This window comes from Eikenella glucosivorans, assembly GCF_016025525.2.
GTDB lineage: Bacteria > Pseudomonadota > Gammaproteobacteria > Burkholderiales > Neisseriaceae > Eikenella > Eikenella glucosivorans.
Map to the genome: position 1 here is coordinate 23845 of NZ_JACSGR010000010.1, position 17050 is coordinate 40894.

Annotated in this window: 17 protein-coding genes and 1 tRNA gene; 8 read left to right on the forward strand and 10 right to left on the reverse strand. The window is 58.8% G+C overall.

Annotated elements, in window-relative coordinates:
• Positions 1 to 206: 206 nt before the first annotated feature.
• Both H9Q10_RS11750 and H9Q10_RS11755 read right to left on the reverse strand, forming a co-directional pair.
• Entirely contained in the window at positions 207 to 836 is a 630-nt protein-coding gene (locus H9Q10_RS11750; protein WP_197904171.1) for a lytic transglycosylase domain-containing protein, read from the reverse strand.
• A gap of 231 nt (positions 837 to 1067) precedes the next feature.
• Positions 1068 to 1214, reverse strand: coding sequence for a hypothetical protein (locus tag H9Q10_RS11755; protein ID WP_197904172.1), 147 nt, complete (start codon positions 1212 to 1214; stop codon positions 1068 to 1070).
• On the opposite strand from H9Q10_RS11755, the gene H9Q10_RS11760 reads away from it, so the two are divergent.
• Both H9Q10_RS11760 and H9Q10_RS11765 read left to right on the forward strand, forming a co-directional pair.
• Positions 1213 to 1464, forward strand: coding sequence for a DUF1289 domain-containing protein (locus tag H9Q10_RS11760; protein ID WP_197904173.1), 252 nt, complete (start codon positions 1213 to 1215; stop codon positions 1462 to 1464). The two genes, H9Q10_RS11755 and H9Q10_RS11760, sit on opposite strands and share 2 nt — an antisense overlap.
• A 43-nt stretch (positions 1465 to 1507) precedes the next feature.
• On the forward strand, positions 1508 to 2416 hold the full coding sequence (locus H9Q10_RS11765) for an EamA/RhaT family transporter (RefSeq protein ID WP_197904174.1): 909 nt from the start codon (positions 1508 to 1510) through the stop codon (positions 2414 to 2416).
• A 305-nt stretch (positions 2417 to 2721) separates the two neighbouring features.
• Here H9Q10_RS11765 and H9Q10_RS11770 read toward each other — a convergent pair whose 3' ends face one another.
• Both H9Q10_RS11770 and mutY read right to left on the reverse strand, forming a co-directional pair.
• On the reverse strand, positions 2722 to 4899 hold the full coding sequence (locus H9Q10_RS11770; protein WP_238480202.1) for a TonB-dependent hemoglobin/transferrin/lactoferrin family receptor: 2178 nt from the start codon (positions 4897 to 4899) through the stop codon (positions 2722 to 2724).
• Positions 4900 to 5151: 252 nt separating this feature from the next.
• Entirely contained in the window at positions 5152 to 6183 is a 1032-nt protein-coding gene (gene mutY / locus H9Q10_RS11775; protein ID WP_197904176.1) for an A/G-specific adenine glycosylase, read from the reverse strand.
• A 204-nt stretch (positions 6184 to 6387) separates the two neighbouring features.
• Between mutY and H9Q10_RS11780 the strand changes: the two genes are divergently transcribed.
• Entirely contained in the window at positions 6388 to 7548 is a 1161-nt protein-coding gene (locus H9Q10_RS11780) for a THUMP domain-containing class I SAM-dependent RNA methyltransferase (RefSeq protein ID WP_197904177.1), read from the forward strand.
• A 261-nt stretch (positions 7549 to 7809) separates the two neighbouring features.
• Here the strand turns inward: H9Q10_RS11780 and folP are convergent, their stop codons facing one another.
• Complete coding sequence (gene folP / locus H9Q10_RS11785) at positions 7810 to 8655, reverse strand: dihydropteroate synthase (RefSeq protein WP_197904178.1); 846 nt, start codon at positions 8653 to 8655, stop codon at positions 7810 to 7812.
• Between the two features lie 659 nt (positions 8656 to 9314).
• On the opposite strand from folP, the gene H9Q10_RS11790 reads away from it, so the two are divergent.
• The 5 genes from H9Q10_RS11790 to prfH all read left to right on the forward strand — a co-directional run bounded on the left by H9Q10_RS11790 (position 9315) and on the right by prfH (position 12663).
• Positions 9315 to 9671 carry a hypothetical protein gene (locus H9Q10_RS11790; RefSeq protein ID WP_197904179.1) on the forward strand — a complete coding sequence of 119 codons (357 nt, stop codon included), beginning with the start codon at positions 9315 to 9317 and terminating at the stop codon, positions 9669 to 9671.
• A gap of 171 nt (positions 9672 to 9842) precedes the next feature.
• Complete coding sequence (locus tag H9Q10_RS11795) at positions 9843 to 10250, forward strand: hypothetical protein (protein ID WP_197904180.1); 408 nt, start codon at positions 9843 to 9845, stop codon at positions 10248 to 10250.
• Complete coding sequence (locus H9Q10_RS11800) at positions 10205 to 11344, forward strand: RNA ligase RtcB family protein (protein ID WP_197904181.1); 1140 nt, start codon at positions 10205 to 10207, stop codon at positions 11342 to 11344. Before H9Q10_RS11795 ends, H9Q10_RS11800 begins: the two co-directional genes overlap by 46 nt.
• Positions 11345 to 11347: 3 nt before the next feature.
• Complete coding sequence (locus H9Q10_RS11805) at positions 11348 to 12049, forward strand: hypothetical protein (RefSeq protein ID WP_197904182.1); 702 nt, start codon at positions 11348 to 11350, stop codon at positions 12047 to 12049.
• On the forward strand, positions 12046 to 12663 hold the full coding sequence (prfH, locus tag H9Q10_RS11810) for a peptide chain release factor H (RefSeq protein ID WP_197904183.1): 618 nt from the start codon (positions 12046 to 12048) through the stop codon (positions 12661 to 12663). The genes H9Q10_RS11805 and prfH overlap by 4 nt, the downstream gene beginning before the upstream one ends.
• 264 nt (positions 12664 to 12927) lie before the next feature.
• On the opposite strand, the gene H9Q10_RS11815 is transcribed toward prfH, so the two are convergent.
• The 5 genes from H9Q10_RS11815 to H9Q10_RS11835 form a co-directional block, all read right to left on the reverse strand.
• Positions 12928 to 13003 (reverse strand) — tRNA-Phe (locus H9Q10_RS11815).
• A gap of 179 nt (positions 13004 to 13182) precedes the next feature.
• Entirely contained in the window at positions 13183 to 13374 is a 192-nt protein-coding gene (locus H9Q10_RS11820) for a zf-HC2 domain-containing protein (protein WP_197904184.1), read from the reverse strand.
• A 9-nt stretch (positions 13375 to 13383) separates the two neighbouring features.
• On the reverse strand, positions 13384 to 14058 hold the full coding sequence (locus tag H9Q10_RS11825) for a sigma-70 family RNA polymerase sigma factor (protein ID WP_238480203.1): 675 nt from the start codon (positions 14056 to 14058) through the stop codon (positions 13384 to 13386).
• A gap of 98 nt (positions 14059 to 14156) precedes the next feature.
• On the reverse strand, positions 14157 to 14579 hold the full coding sequence (locus H9Q10_RS11830; protein ID WP_197904185.1) for an HIT family protein: 423 nt from the start codon (positions 14577 to 14579) through the stop codon (positions 14157 to 14159).
• A 118-nt stretch (positions 14580 to 14697) separates the two neighbouring features.
• Entirely contained in the window at positions 14698 to 16896 is a 2199-nt protein-coding gene (locus H9Q10_RS11835; protein ID WP_197904186.1) for a UvrD-helicase domain-containing protein, read from the reverse strand.
• Between the last annotated feature and the right edge of the window lie 154 nt (positions 16897 to 17050).

Below are 17050 nucleotides of genomic sequence, written 5' to 3' on the forward strand. Positions count from 1 at the left end.
CGGTGCGATTATACCCGAAGGCTTGCGGCCTCGGGCGCTTTTCGGCAAGGCGGGCAGGATTGGCTTTTTGCTTCGCGGCAGCCTTCCAAGCCATTCAAACTATTTACAATCTGTTTTTCAGGTAGCCTGATTGTGCTCAAGGCTACCTGAAAATATTTGCAGCTACCTGAAAAGCAGGTGTGCACTCTATCAAACAAGCCTGCCGGCTAAGACCACTGCCAGCGGTTCTGCCACGCGCCGATCACCGCGTCGGGATAACGCCGGCTGCCGAGGCTGCCGTTGTAGCGCGCCAATGCCCGCTCCATATTGCCGTTTTCCAGGTTGCTGTAGTGGCGCAGGATGGTGCAGCCATAGCGCAGGTTAGTGCGGATGTCGAACAGATTGTGCTCCGGCTTGCCGATATAGCGCTGCCAAAACGGCATCACCTGCATCAGCCCGCGCGCGCCCACGCTGCTGATGGCATACTGCCGAAACGCGCTCTCCACGGTAATCAGCCCCAAAATCAGCTGGGTATCCAGCCCGGCGCGGGTGGTTTCGTATTGGATGTTGATCAGCAGGCGGCGGCGCTCCAGCGGGTCGGCCACAAAACGCGCCAGCCGCAGCGACATATCGTTGAGCCAGCGCGGCGCGTTATACGGGTTTTCAAACACCAGGCGCGGCGGGTTCACATTGTTTACCGAATGGCGCATCACCGAAGCCACGTCGTCCGACAGCGTTTCCTCGCGCTGCGCCCCCGCGCGGGCGGGCTTGGGCAGGCAGGCGGCGGCAGAAAGCGCCGCCAGCGACAGCAGCAGGCGGCGGCGGTCGGCTTGTTCGGGAGCAAAAGGAGCAGGCATCGTTCAAACCCATTCGGCACGGAAAGGCCGCCATTATATCGCCAATCGGTGCCTTGCTGGCAGCGGGCGGGGCGGCAAAGGCTACCTGAAAGCATCGGCTTCAGCGAAGCTAAAACGAGGTTTCCGAAGGAAGCGGAGTTTCTGCGAAGCGAAAACGCAAGCTTCAACTCAATCAAACGAGATTTCCGAAAGAAGCAGAGTTTCCGCGCAGCGAAAACGCCCGATAATATTTCAGGTAGCATTGAGCAGCATCAACAGGCTACCTGAAAACTGATTTGCCCGCGGCAAGTGGAAATTTTCAGGTAGCCTTCCCCGCTGGCTTCCCCCCAAACGCTTGCTATACAATGCCGCCTTCACGCCGCGTCTCGCACACAACATGGAACAACTCGAATTCTTCAGCATCCCCAGCCCCTGCATCGGCGTTTGCCAGGCCAACAGCAAGGGCTACTGCAAAGGCTGCCTGCGCAGCCGCGACGAGAGGCTGCATTGGCTGAAGCTCACCGACACGCAGAAACAAAACGTGCTGCGCCTGTGCCGCCTGCGCAAACGCAAGCTGCTCCAGCTGGCTGCCGAGCAGCAGCTGGCTACCGTGGAGCTGCCCGAGCAGATGGATTTTGATTTTTTCTAACTTCATTCCCCGTATTTCCCATTTCCTCCTAGGATTTCCCCCCATGTCCGCCCTTTCCCTCTTCCCCGCCACTTGGACTTGGCAGTTTCTCGCATTGGCCGTGCTGTGCAGCGTGGCCGTATCCGTGCTGCTGAAAACCGCACGCAAACATGGTATCCACATCGAGCACGCCATTGCCGTAAACTACATCGTGGCCACCGCCTGCTGCTGGTTGTTCCTCAGCCCGCCGCTGGAAAACCTGCGCCACGCGTGCATCGGCAGCCTGTGGCCGTTTCTGGCGCTGGGCGTGCTGCTGCCGAGCATTTTCGTGGTGATGGCGCGCGCAGTGGAGCAGGCGGGCATTGTGCGCTCCGACGCGGCGCAGCGGCTGTCGCTGGTGTTGCCGGTGCTGGCGGCGTTTCTGCTGTTTGGCGAGCGGCTCAACAGCAACAAAATCGTCAGCATCGTGCTGGCCTTCAGCGCGCTGGCCGCCCTGCTCTACAAGCCCGGCCAGGGCAAGAAGGGCGGCGGCATGGGCTGGCTGGCGGGGGTGTGGCTGGGATTCGGCGTGATCGATATTTTGTTTAAGCAGTTATCCAAAACCGGGCAGGCGCTGTCGCTGAATCTGTTTGTGGCGTTTGCGCTGGCCTGCCTGCTGATGTGGGGCTATGTGTGGCGGCAGGGCAAACCGCTGAAGGCGGCGGATTTTGCCGGTGGCCTGCTGCTGGGGCTGCTCAATTTCGGCAACATCCTGTTTTATATCAAGGCACACCATGCCTTCGCCGGCGACCCGACGCTGGTGTTTGCGGGCATGAATTTGGGCGTGATCGTGTTGGGCACGCTCACCGGCGCGCTGGCCTTTAAAGAAAAAATCTCCACCATCAACCAAATCGGCATCGTGCTGGCGCTGGCGGCGATTTACAGCCTGTTTTATCTGGATTGGCTGCTGGCGAAGCTGGGCGTGGCGATATGATTACAGCTGTGCAGAAACTTCGCCGCGCTGCGTTTTCACTGCGTTGAAGTTTCATTTTTGTTTCGCAGAAACTCCGCTTCCTTCGGGAACCTCGTTTTAGCTTCGCAGAAACTCCGCTTCCTTCGGAAACCTCGTTTTCAGGTAGCCTCTGCGGAACGATAAAGGCTACCTGAAAAGGGCTTCGCGGGTTTCTACAAAGTCAAAACGCCCAACTGTCTGCTTCTACTGCCAATACAAAGGCTACCTGAAAAACAAAACCGGTTTTTCAGGTAGCCTTTTCTTATTTGCACATCAATCGATTACCGTTAGAACTGCCACGACAGGCTGCCTTTGATGTTGCGCCCCACGCCGCTCACGGCTTCGCCCAGATAGGGCGCGTAGCGGCGGTTGAACAGGTTGTCCACGGTCAGGCGCAAAGTAAGCTGTTTGCGGCTCGGCGGCTGCCAGGCGGCGAAGAGGCCGTGCAGGGCGTAGCCTTTGGATTTGGGCAGCGCCCAGTAGGCGGCCATCGGGTCGCCGTCGGTGGGCGAGCGGTCTTGGCGGCGGATAAACTCGCCTTTCCAGCCGAGGGTGAGCCCTTGCGCGGGGAAACGCACGCCGAGGGTGGCGGTGGCTTTGCGCGGCGGGATGTCGGCAAGCCAGGTGTCTTGATCGTGCCAGGGGTTGCGCGGCGAGCCTTCGCGTTTGCCGCGCATGAAGGAGTAGGTTAGGCCGGCAAACCAGCGGTCGGATTCGTAGTAGCCTTCGATTTCGCCGCCGCGGATGGTGTAGCTGGGCAGGTTGCGGTAGTTGCCGATGGGCTGGGCGCAAACGCTGCTGGGGCGGTTGGGCAGCTGCTCTCGGCAGAAAATGCCGCGGCTTTTGAAGATTTCGTCTTTGCCGCGCGTGTGGAACAGGGTGGCGCGCAGCTGCAGGCTGTCTTGTTCGCGCAGCAGGTGTTGCCAGCGCAGTATGCCGCCGAGGCGGAAGGAGGTGAGGCGTTCGGGCTCAAGGTAGCGGCTGGTGGCGGGAGCGCTGCTGGTGGCGGACTGCACTTCGTATTGCTCGTCGATTACCGGCGCGCGCCAGGTGCGGCTGGCGTTAGCAAACAGCAGGGCGTTGTCGTTCGGTTGCCAGGCTATGCCTAAAAACGGCGACCAGCCGCTGTAGGTTTTGCTGCGGTAGTCGTGGCCGGCGGAGGGGGTATTGTAGCCGCGCGCCACATTGGGCTCGCCTTGGTTGTGGATGTGGTCGTAGCGCAGGGCTGGGGTAAGCGTCCAGCTGCCGATACGGATTTCGTCTTGCACGTAGAAGCTGTTTTGCTGCTGTTTGCCTGAGGGCATATAGTAGGGTTGGAAGCGGCCGTAGTTGAAGTTGGCGTTATTCTGCCGGCTCTTGTCGAACATCATCACGTCGCGCACGTGGCGGTTGGTTTGCAAGCCGAGGGTGAGGCGGTGTTGCAGGCTGCCGGTGGAGAAGCGGCTCACATTGCTGATGTCTAGGCCGGTGTCCTGATAGGCGGTATGGCTTTCGTTGCCCATGCTGCCGAGGAAGCCGGAACCGGCGTTGTCGGGGCGGCGGTCGTCTTGCACGGTTTTGGCATGGTTGAGCTGTACGGTGAGGTCAAACCACGGGTTTTCCGGCATATAGCGGTATTTGAGCGAATAGCTTTCGTCGTCTTGGCTGCGGTACACCAGCTTGCGCTTCCAGGCGGCATCCAGGCCATACAGCTGGATTTCACGCTCAGTCGGGCCGCGCAGCTCGCCGCGTTTGGCGGCAAACGGCTCCCAGGCGTGATGGCGGCCATACATGGCCGAGAAGGTGAAACGGTGTTCGGGCGAGGGACTGTAGTTGCTTTTCAGAAGGAAGCTCTGCTGCTCGTTGGCGGAATAGGCCAGCCGCTCGCCATCGGGTTGTTTGATATCGTGGCCGCGCCGTACCGAAGTATAGAGCAGGCCGTCCCAGCTGCGGCTGTTGTTTTGCAGGAAGACAGCGGCACTGGTTTGCCATTGTTCGTCATTGGTGTGGTGGCTGATTTTCAGCAGGCCGCCAACGTTCTGCCCCTCACGAAGGAATTCCTGCGCATCGCGGCTTTCCAGCTTTACTGCGCCGCCAAAACCGCCGTTGCCGCGCGATACGTCGAACGAGCCTTTGTCTACCGTTACCTGGCGCAGCAGCTCCGGCTCGATGAATACCGAGCCCTGCCGGTAGCGCTCAAAGTTTTTGGCCGCGCCGTCGATGGAAATCTTGATGTCTTCGTTATCGCCGAAACCCCAGATATTCAGCGTTTGCCCGCCCGGACGAGGCGAACCGGAGCTGCTGGTGCCGGGCAGCAGATCGAGCAGAGAGGCCACGTTGTCGGCCTGCTGCTGGTCGATATTTTCGCGCGTGAGTCGCGATTGCCCGGCCGAAGTGGATAAATTGCGCTGCCCTTTGATTTCAATCACCGGCAGCACGGCGGAATCCGTATGCTCGTCCGCCGCCTGCGCCGGCAAAGCAGCCAAAACCAACACCGCAGGCAAGCACCAGGCTGCCAGCAACCGGCTATTTAATAGTGATATTTTATGGGGTGGCATATCTGATTTAAACATTCTATCCTCTTGACTAAAACAAAATAACTGGCTTATTCCAAAACAAAAACAGCCTGATTACCATTCATCAGGCTGTTTACTGTTTAAAATTGAGAATAATTCTATATTGCGTTAAAACCAAGGTAAAGAAATTTTATCTTTTGTGTCAAATCTGTTGCTGCCTTGTCAAAACTGCCGCAAATATCCCGCCAGCGGTTTGGGCAAACCATATTCTGCCGGATCAGCCCACAGGCCGCCGATTGAGCTATCAGGGCTATCCGCCGCCATCCCCTCCGCCTGCAAAGGCGTGATCTGAAGCAGCCGGTGTGTGAGCCGGTGGCTGACCAATTTGCCTTCGGACAAATCCTCCGCCGCCACGCCGAAGGCCGCCGCATAGGCATACAAATTATCCAACCGCTCGAAGCAGGGCACGCAATAGAGCCCGCCCCAAATGCCGCCCGCCGGCCGTTTTTCCAGCCACACCCTGCCCTGCCTGTTGCGCAACACCAGCCAATACAGCGCCACTTCCTTCACCGCGGCCGCCGCCTTTCTGCGCGGCAGCTCGGCAATCCGCCCCTGCCATTTGGCCAAACAGATTTCCGCCATCGGGCAGGCGGCGCAATCGGGCTTGCTGCGTTTGCACACCAGCGCGCCCAAGTCCATCAGGCCTTGCGTGTAGGCCGTCATGTCTTCCGCTTCGGGCAACAGGCTTTCCGCCAAGCGCCACAATTCGGCCTCGAATTTTTTGTCGCCCGCTTCACCGTCTTGCGCAAACACGCGGCACAGCACGCGCTTCACATTGCCGTCTAAAATCGCCTCGCGCCGGCCGAAGGCAAACGCAGCAACCGCCGCCGCCGTGCTGCGCCCCACGCCTTTGAGCGTTTCCAGCCCTTCGCGCGTGTCGGGAAAGCTACCGCCGAAATCGTGCACTACCTGCTTGGCCGCCGCATGCAGATTGCGCGCGCGGCTGTAGTAGCCCAGCCCCGCCCACAGCGCCAGCACCGCGTCTTCATCCGCCGCCGCCAGTGCCGCCACATCGGGAAACGCCGCCAGAAAACGCGGGTAATAATCCAGCACCGTGGCCACCTGCGTTTGCTGCAGCATGATTTCCGAAAGCCACACCGCATAAGGCTCCCGCACCTGCCAAGGCAGGCCGTGCCGCCCGTGTTTCCGCTGCCAGCACACCAGCCGGCGGGCAAAATCGCTCGTCATACTCATCACCAAAGGCTACCTGAAAAAGCCATCTAACAAACTTCGCGAGTTTCTGCGAAGCTCAAACCGAAAATCACATATTGTATAGCGAAATAGCGGGCAAGATATTTTCAGGTAGCCCCTCTCCCGCCTTTTTCAGGTAGCCTTCCCGCCGCACTGCCCCGTTTCCCGATATAATCCCAGCCCTCTATTAACCCCCGATCCCCCGCCATGACCCGCCACACCCTCTTCGCCACCTGCCCGCGCGGCCTCGAAAACATCCTCGCCCAAGAAATGCAGCAGCACGGCGCCGGCCAAATCGCCCCCGCAGAAGGCGGCGTATCCTGCCAAGGCAGCCTCGAAACCGCCTACCGCCTCAACCTCCACTCCCGCACCGCCAGCCGTGTCCTGCTTCAGCTGGACAACCGGCCCTACCGCAGCGAAGACGACCTCTACCGCCTCGCCAAAAGCATCCGCTGGGAAGACTGGTTTCACGCCGGGCAAACTTTCAAAATCAAAGCAGAAGGCAAACGCGCCCGCGTGAAAAGCCTCGACTTCACCGCCCTCAAAATCAAAGACGGCCTGTGCGACCGCTTCCGCAGCAGCCAAGGCCAGCGCCCCAGCGTCAACAAAGCCAACCCCGATATCCGCATCCACGCCTTCCTCAGCGAACAGCACGCCGCCCTCTTCATCGACACCAGCGGCGAAGCCCTCTTCAAACGCGGCTACCGCCAAGAAGCAGGCGAAGCCCCCCTGCGCGAAAACCTCGCCGCCGGCCTCCTCCTCCTCGCCGGCTACAACGGCAGCCAGCCCTTCCAAGACCCCTTCTGTGGCAGCGGCACCCTCCCCATCGAAGCCGCCCTCATCGCCACCCGCCGCGTCCCCGGCCTGCAACGCAGCTTCGGCTTTGAACACCTCGCCAACTTCGATGCCGACTTGTGGCAACGCCTGCGCCAAGAAGCCCAAGCCGCCGTATTGCCCCAAGCACCCGCCCCCATCGCCGGCAGCGACAACCTGCGCCACATGATCCAAACCGCCGCCGCCAACGCCCGCGAAGCCCAAGTGGCCGAGCACATTATTTTTCAGGTAGCCGACGTGCGCGACACCCGCCCCAACGGCGAAGGCGGCATCCTCCTCTCCAACCCACCCTACGGCGTGCGCCTCGAAGAAATCCAAACCCTGCACGCCCTCTACCCCCAGCTCGGCTCCTGGCTCAAACAGCACTATCCCGGCTGGCTGTGCGGCCTCTTCACCGCCGACCGCGACATGCCCAAGCTCATGCGCCTCACTCCCAAGCGCAAAATCCCCCTCTACAACGGCAAGCTCGACTGCCGCCTCTTCCTGCTCGACATGGTGCAAGGCTCCCACCGCACGCTCAAATCCGGCAGCTGAATACGGCAGCCGACAAAAAGGCTACCTGAAAACCCACATTGAGCATTTTCAGGTAGCCTTTTCTTCCCCGCCACAGTTCCATCCCTTTAAAGTTCCTTAGAAAACAAGCAAAAATATTTTCAGGTAGCCTCCCGCATAAAGGCTACCTGAAAATACAAACCATCGTTTCGCAATATCTAAAGCAATTGCCTCCAGCAGAAACCAGCCCAATCATTTTCAGGCAGCCCCACGCAGCATAGAGGCTACCTGAAAACCATTTGCCTACTGCAAAGCCCGCCACACCCGCCAAGCGTCCACCGTCGCCTTCACATCGTGCACGCGCAATACCGCCGCACCGCGTGCCGCCGCCGCCAGCGCCGCACCCACGCTGCCATGCACCCGCTCCGCCGCCTCCGTCTCGCCGCTCAGCTCGCCGATCATCCGTTTGCGCGACACGCCAATCAGCAGCGGCAGGCCGGTTTGCGCCTGCAGCTCGGGCAGGTGGCGCATGAGCTGCACATTATGCGCCAGCGTTTTGCCGAAGCCGAAGCCCGGGTCGAGCACCAGCCGATTGCGTGCAATGCCTGCCGCTGCACACGCTTCGACACGGTTTTTCAGGTAGCCTGCCACTTCGCCCACCACGTCTTGATAGTGCGGATTTTCCTGCATATTTTCAGGTAGCCCCTGCATATGCATCAGGCAAATGCCGATGTAGGCATGGCGCGCCAGCAAATCCACCGCTCCCCCGTCTTCCAACGCGGCCACATCGTTGATGATGTCGGCCAGCCCCTCATCCAGCAGGCGGCGCATCACCTCCGTTCGGCGCGTGTCCACGCTCAGCGGCACGTCCCACTTAGCCAGCTCGCGCACCACCGGCTGCAAGCGCGCCCACTCTTCTTCCGGCGGCACATAAGCCGCACCGGGACGGGTCGATTCGCCGCCGACATCTAAAATATCGGCACCCTCCCGCAGCAGCCGTTCGGCGTGCGCCAAGGCTGCGGCGGCGCTGCGGGAATACGTGCCGCCGTCGGAGAAGGAGTCGGGCGTAAGGTTGATGATGCCCATGATTTTGGGCTCGGCCAGGCTGATTTGAAAACGGCCGGCCTGCCAAACGGATTGTGCTGTCATTTGAGGCTACCTGAAAACGTAGGCTTCAGCGTGAGCTAAAGCGATGCCTTGGCGCAGCCAGGGCGGCGTTTCTGCACGGCTAAAGCGTGAGCTTCTAACGAAGTTAAAATAAAGGCCGCATTATAAACCCGATGCCGGCCAAAGGCCGGCTTGCGGCAATTCCGGTTTTTCCCGCATGGAAATCCTCATCTTGCACTGGCTCAAAACGCTAGTGAAAAACAAAAAATAGAAAGGCATTTAAAACGGAAAAGTCCAAAAAACCGGCTAATTGTAGTGAAAAAACCAAGCATGCCTGATTTACAAAAGGATGATGCCATTACTGCCAACGCCGCCTCAATATCAGGTAAACAATAAAAATATCAGCGGCTTTATGCCACATCATCCTGCCAAAATCCGCCACGGGCCGTTTGAATTATGATGGTGTTAATATTTACTTTAAAAAGTAAAAGGCATATACTGCCATTCAGCGTTGAATGCGGTTGCAGGGCTGTTGCAGCCAAGCGCCGGATTCGGCTCAATATAGAAGCGGGTCTGTTTACCAGATAAAAAAGCCTGCCGGTTTTTCCTGAGTTACAAAGTAGAGAGTATGTTTAGGTTGTCAGGAAACCATAGTTTATTGATTTTTTTGTTTTGTTTTCTTTGTGGAGATCTTGTCGAAAATGAATTACGATAAAACCGTAGCAGAAATGCTGAATGTGGATGGCGCCTTGGCAGCCGCAGTGGTGGACTACTCCAGCGGCATGCTGCTGGCCGGTGGCGGCAGCCCCGCGATTGACTTGGAAATCGCCGCCGCAGGTAACACCGAGGTGATGCGCGCCAAAAATAAAACCATGCAAATGCTTGGTTTGAAAGACGAAATCGAGGATATGCTGATTACCTTGGGCACCCAATACCACCTGTTGCGCCCGCTGGCTCGTCATGACGGCCTGTTCCTGTATTCCGTGTTGGACAGAAGCAAAGCCAACTTGGCTTTGGCTCGCCGTTCTTTGGTTAACGCCGAACGCAACTTGGGCTGATACGGCAGAGTTGTTAGCGAAAAACCGGTTGTCGCCAGACAGCCGGTTTTTTATTGCCCGTTTGGCTGCTTGGCTGCCCGCACGCAAATCAACCGCATTTGCGGGGAAAACGCAACACCTCGCCACCTTTTCAAACACCAGACTTGCCGCCGTCATACTCACACCGCTACCATGGCGCCCGTTTTCCGCTTTGCCAAGGCAAGCCGGAATATCCGCAAAACGCAGCGGCACCCTGCCGCAAGTTTTCCATTTTCCATCATCATGCAAAGAAGGAGCACATCATGCCGTACGCTTTCACCCTCCGTTCAATCCTTTGCAGCTCAGAAGCCTAAGGCCGCTTCCCTTTCTTGTGCCGCCCGCTTCGGGCTGCTTTCTCCCCATCGTGTAAACCGCAGCGCCTGCGCCGTTTGGCTGCGCCTGCCGTTTGCATTCGGCGCGAAACCTTTCCATTTTCAGCATATTGCTTTGCCGCACGGCAAGGCAGGCTGCTGTATGAATGCCCGGTTTCCCGCTACCAGCCAGAAAGTACCAATATGGGCACAACAAATCCTCAATATCTTTCCGAAAACACCGTTTTAATCGCCGATACCTACACTTGGATCGAAGGCAACGCCGTCCAACAGCTGCAAACCACCGCCCGCCTGCCGCAGATGCTGCGCGTGGCCGGTATGCCCGATTTGCACGCCGGGCGCGGCTACCCAGTCGGCGCCGCCTTTTTCAGCAGCGGCCGCTTCTACCCCGCGCTCATCGGCAACGATATCGGCTGCGGCATGGCGCTGTGGCAAACCGATTTGGCCGCACACAAAGCCAAACCCGCCAAACTGGCCAAACAGCTCGGCAACATCGACGCCCCGCTGGACGAAAGCTGGCAGGCGCGCATCAATGAAATCCTGCCACCCCACCCTTTTCAGGTAGCCTTAGGCACCATCGGCGGCGGCAATCACTTTGCCGAACTGCAAACCGTGGATGCCGTATACCGCCCCGAAAGGCTACCTGAAAACTTCAACCCCGCCTGCCTGCAACTGCTCGTACACAGCGGCTCGCGCGGGCTCGGCCAGCAGATTTTGCGCCGCCACGTGGAAACCCACGGCCACTCATGGCTACCTGAAAACAGCCCCGAAGCCGCCGCCTACCTTGCCGAGCACAGCAACGCCCTCGCCTTCGCACGCGCCAACCGCCAGCTGATAGCCGAACGCATGTTCAAGCGCTGGGGCTCCCAAGGCCTCCGCCTGCTCGACGTGCACCACAACTTCCTGCAGCACACCGCCATCGGTAGCGAAACCGGCTGGCTGCACCGCAAAGGCGCCACCCCCTCCGACTGCGGCCTGGTGCTCATTCCCGGCTCGCGCGGCGACTACAGCTATCTGGTCGAGCCAGCCGCCGATTGCAGCATCGCACTCAACTCGCTCGCCCACGGCGCCGGCCGCAAATGGCAGCGCAGCGAATGCAAAGGCCGCCTGTCGCACAAATACAGTGCAGACAGCCTGCGCCACACCGCCTTCGGCAGCCTCGTGGTGTGCGCCGACAAAGCCCTGGTTTATGAAGAAGCGCCGCAAGCCTATAAAAATATCGACGGCATCATCGCCGCCATGCAGCATGCCGGCCTGATCGAACCAATCGCCCGCCTCAAACCAGTGCTCACCTACAAAACCAGCAGCGGCTGCAAAGGATAAGCCATGAAAATCATCAGCAAATTTAAAGATTTCTACGACCACAAAGTGGCCAAATACGGCAGCGACCCCATACTCGTGTTTGACCGCCGCCAGCCTCCCGGCAGCGAAATCCTGCACCGCCTGCCCTTGCCGCCCGATGATTGGGAGAGGGAATTCGGCACCTGCGCCGTGGTGTCCGAACTGTATATCGGCAACCTGCACGTGTACCTATTTGCCACCGTCAGCCAAGTGTATAGCTCATACGACATCGAGACAGCGTATCTGCAACAGCGCCGGCACCGCCTCCCGCTGCACATGGTGCGTTTTCTCGACGGGAGCGAATATTGCCTGCCCCAATGCAGCAACTATTATTGGCCCGGGTATGCACACTTCCAGAAGCCTGATTTCAGCCCACGCCCTTGCAGCCGCAGCCACAGCAGCATTGCTGCCTGCCGCCACGTGCCGCTGCTGCTCGCCTACTATGCCGACCCGCATCACCCCACCCGGCTCGAGCGCCGCCAGAACTTCGCCGCCAACCCGCAGCTCTCCGCCCTCGGCGTGTACCTCGACCCCGACACCGTGTGGCAGCAACTCAGCACATACCTGTCACAACTCAAAAGCGAGGCCGAAACCAGCCCGAGCGTGCCCGACAAAGACAAAATCGGCAATAAAGGCTTCGATGCCAAACGCTCCTTCCGGCCGAAAATGAAAGGAAACCAAGCATGATTTACCTGCAAATATCCACCGCCCAAGGCCCCGCCGAATGCCAAATTTTCGCCGGCTTCGTCCTGCGGCGGATACTGTGCGAGGCCGAACAGGCCGGCGTGCAGGCCGAACTGTTGGAAGAAACGCCAAGCAAGCACGGCCTCCTCTCCGCCGTGCTCAAACTCAGCGGCCAAGATTCCGAAACCGTGGCCAGCCGCTGGCTCGGCACCCTGCAATGGGTCTGCCCCAGCCCGCAGCGGCCGCAACACCCGCGCAAAAACTGGTATATCGGCATATTCAGGCTACCTGAAATCCCCGAACTGCCGGATGAGGGCGGCATCGAATTCCAAACCTGCCGCGCCGGTGGGAAGGGCGGCCAGCACGTCAACAAAACCGAGTCCGCCGTGCGCGTCGTACACCTCGCCAGCGGCATCTCCGTACGCGCCGAAGGCGAACGCAGCCAGCACGCCAACAAAAAACGCGCACTCGAGCTGCTCGCCCTCAAACTGGCCGAGCATCACCAAACCGCCCTGCAACAACACGCCGCCGGCGCGCACAAATCACTCTACCAAGTAGAGCGCGGCAACCCGCAGCGCGTGTTTGTGGGTCGGCAGTTTAAAGAACGGCTCGGCTAAACGGCAAAAGGCTACCTGAAAATGGAAGAATAGTTTTCAGGTAGCCTTTTCATGAGTTAGCGGCATTTGGGGGTATTTTTCCTGCAGTATTTTCAAAATACCGTAAAAAATACCCCCAAAATTCTGTTGCCTCAATGCAATTCGGATAGACGGCGGTAGATACCAAGCAAGCCCAAAACATAGCTGAAAGCCTTGCTGGGCTTGGGTCTTGTAGATTTGGATGGACGGCGTTAGACAAAAAAATAACCGCTAAAAAGCGGTTAGTGGTGGCCAGAGGCAGGATCGAACTGCCGACACACGGATTTTCAATCCGTTGCTCTACCAACTGAGCTATCTGGCCGTTTTTGAAGTTTGCTATTACACCAGTTAATCCAACCTGAGTCAAGCTTTTTCGGCGAAATATTTTCTGGAGCGCATAAACATATTATTTTTCCGAATGATTTTTGTCCCTACCAAACTCCAACCTTGGCTGCATCAAAGCATCAATCTGCTCGGTTAGCGGTATTTTTCAGGTAGCCCCTATTTTATTTTGCCTGTTTGCTCTTGCCGTATCTGCTCCATCGCCCTGTTAATGGTTTCCATCTGTTGGCGGTAGCGGCTGCAGGGGGAACAGGCCAAGAGGTGCAGGCGCAGTTGCCAGCGCTCCGGCAGGGTGAGCGGGCGGTCTTGTTGCAGTGACATCAGTTCGGCTGCACGTTTGCATTTCAACATATTTTCCCCTTATTCATTCAACCAGTTGCTTTGCAGGCAGCGGCGTAGGCCGTTGCGGGCGCGATAGAGGATGGTGTAGCAGTTGTCGGCGCTGATGCCGGTTTGTGTGCAAATTTCGGCCACGTCCAGCCCCATTATTTCGCGCAGCATGAAGATGCGGGCGGTGTTGTCGGGCAGGTGGTCGAGGCAGTATTCGAGGGTTTGCATGAATTCTTGCCGGCGGAGGGTGTCTTCGGGCGAGCCCCAGGCTTGCGGGCTGGCGGCGGCGCTCCAATGGCCGCTGTCGTCGAATTGTTCCTGGCGCACGGCATCGAGAAACTGTTCGCTTTCGCTGCTTGCTTGCCATTGCAGGCGGCTTTTTTGGCTGCGCAGCAGGTCGAGCATGGTGTTTTTGAGGATGGCGAACACCCAAGTTTGCCATTGCGCCGCGGCTTGGAACTGGCTCTGGCGGGTGAAGGCTTTGAGCAGTGTGTCCTGCACCACGTCTTCCGCCCACTGTGCGTCGCGCAGTTGCAGGGTGGCGAAACGCAGCAGGCGGCGCCGCAGCTCGGCGGTGTCGGCGGCATGCCATTGCCAGGCTGCGCCTTGCCCTGTTTCATTTGTCGGCAGCCCGGTATCGCCTGCCTGTGTGTTGCGTTGCTTATCCATATCTTGCTTGAGGCTACCTGAAAACGGGTTTTCCATTTTTCAGGTAGCCTTTAAGGCCAAACGGGCTGTCTGAATGCAGCCTGTGTTGTTTAGACGGTGCGGGCGGCGGTTTTCTGACAGCCCGAGCCGCCCTCCTACTCTGCCACGGCGGCGCGCAGTTGGGCGGCCAGCTCGGCCAGCTCGCTGTGGTCGGCCATTTTTTCTTCGTGTTGGCCGAGTTCGTGCACATGGCCGGGGATGAGGTGCATATGGTAATGCAGCACGCTTTGGCCGGCTTCTTCGCCGTTGAGCTGCATCTGCACGATGCCGTGCCGCTGCAAGACTTTGCGTTGTGCGGCGATGATTTTCTTGGCGGCGGCAAATACGGCTTGGGCGTATTCTGCGGGCAAATCGGTCAGCTCCACAGCCTGAGTTTTCGGCACAATCAACACATGCCCGCGCGCCTGCGGCATCACGTCCATGAAGGCGAGGACTTGGTCGTTTTCGTACACGGTATGGTTGGGGATTTCGCCGCGCAGGATTTTGGCGAAAATATTGTCGGGATTGTATGCGGACATGGTGTTCTCCTTGGGTGGACGGATATTTTTCAGGTAGCCTCTGAGGCAGCTTGCGCTATGTGGCAACTGCATCCGGCTCATACATTTTTCAGGTAGCCCCTGAAGGCTACCTGAAAACTTACAGGGCTTCCAGTTTGGCAAATTTGGTGTCGAGCACTTTTATGCCCTGTTTGCCGAAGTTGACGGTGAGGCGGGCACCGTCGGCTTTGCGTTCGCCTTCAATGATGACTCCGGTGCCGAATTTGGCGTGGCGCACGTTTTGGCCGAGGCTGAAGCCGCCATAATCGGCAGGCTCGGCCCATTCAGGCTGCGGCTCCGACCTGCCCCGCGGCGGGACGCCTTCAGGCACAGGGAAACGCGGCTTCAACACTGGGGTGAGCAGGTGCAGCAGATCGGGCGGGATTTCTTCCACGAAACGCGACACGGTGCCGTAGTGGGTTTGGCCGTGCAGCATACGCTGCTGCGCCATGCTGATGTAGAGCCGTTTGCGCGCGCGCGTGATGGCCACATACATCAGCCGCCGTTCTTCTTCCAGCCCGCCGTGTTCGGCCAAACTCAGCTCGCTGGGGAAACGGCCTTCCTCCATGCCGGTGAGGAACACGGCGTCGAACTCCAGGCCTTTGGCGGCGTGCACGGTCATCAGCTGCACGGCAGATTCGTTGGCGCCGGCCTGGTTTTCGCCGGATTCGAGTGCGGCGTTGCTCAAAAAAGCGAGCACGGGGAAGGCGGGGTTGCTTACCTCATCGGCGGGCAGGGTTTCGAAATTGCTGTCTTCGGGGCGAAACTCTTCGGCAGCGCGGATGAGCTCGTCTAAGTTGTCGAGGCGGTCTTGGTGGTCGCCTTTTTGGGTTTGGTAGTGCTCATACAGGCCGCTGGCGTGTACGGCTTCAGACACGTTTTCAGGTAGCCTCAGCTGGCCGATTTGCGTCCGCAGGCCTTCAATCAGGTGCACGAAGGCGGCCACTTTGCCGTTTTTCACCGCCACGCGGCAGGCTGCCTGCCACAGCGAGGCGCCCTCTTCCGCCGCCGCAGCCTGAATATTTTCCACCGTGCGGCTGCCGATGCCGCGCGCGGGCACGTTGATCACGCGCAGCAGGGCATTATCGTCTTCGGGGTTCACCGCCAGCCGCAGATAAGCCAGCGCATGCTTCACTTCCTGGCGCTCGTAAAAACGCAGTCCGCCGTAAATCTTATACGGCAGCCCGGCGCGGAACAGTGCCTGTTCCAGCACGCGCGACTGGGCGTTGCCGCGGTAGAGCACGGCCATGTGCTCCAAATCCATGCCTTCGCGGTGCAGCGCTTTGATTTCGTCCACCACGAATCCTGCTTCTTCGCCGTCGGTAAAGGCGGAGAGGAAGCGGATTTTCTCGCCGCTTTCGGCTTCGGTGCGCAGGTTTTTGCCGAGGCGGCCGTCGTTGTGCTCGATTACGGCATTGGCGGCGGAGAGGATGTTGCCCACCGAGCGGTAGTTCTGCTCCAGCTTGATGGGGGAGGCTACCTGAAATTCGCGCATGAAGTCGGCCATATTGCCCACGCGCGCGCCGCGGAAACGGTAGATGCTTTGGTCGTCGTCGCCCACGGCAAAGACCACGGCGTGCCGGCCGGCGAGGAGTTTCAGCCAGTCGTATTGCAGCTTGTTGGTGTCTTGGAATTCGTCTACCAGAATATGGCTGAAGCGGTTTTGATAGTGTGTGCACAGCAGTTCGTTGGCAGAGAGCACTTCGTAGCTGCGCAGCATCAGTTCGGCAAAATCGACCACACCTTCCTGCCGGCACAGGCGGTCGTATTCCGCATAGCATTCTATCAGGCGTTTTTCATACGGATTGCCCGCATGCAGCACTTCGGCACGCAGGCCGGCTTCTTTCTGCGCGTTGATAAAGCCCTGCAGGGCGCGTGGGGCGATGATTTCTTCGGCGATGTTCAGGGATTTGAGCAGGCGTTTGACAAGTGCCAGCTGATCGCTGCTGTCTAAAATTTGAAACGAGGCGGGCAGGCCGGCATCTTTGTGGTGCAGGCGCAAAAAACGGTGGCACAGGCCGTGGAAGGTGCCCAGCCACATAGCGCGGATGTTGAGCGGCAGCATGGCCTCCAAGCGGGCGCGCATTTCCTTGGCGGCTTTGTTGGTAAACGTAACCGCCATCACCGAATGCAGATTGGCCTGGCCGGTGTGCAGCAGCCAGGCGATGCGGGTGGTGAGCACTTTGGTTTTGCCGCTACCGGCACCGGCTAACACCAAAGCAGATTCTGCCGGCCAGGTAACCGCGGAAAGTTGCTCGGGATTGAGGCCGGCAAGAAGAGAGTTTTGCGGGATGGACATCTGCGCGATATGAAAGGGATGGCTGGGAAAAAGCAGATTATAGCAGCAAAGGCTACCTGAAATTTCCCCTCTATCTCCTTCCAATTATTTTCATCTTTACTTATTTTCATCAGGCAAAAGCATACCCCGGCTGTTTGGCCGGGGTATCGTATAA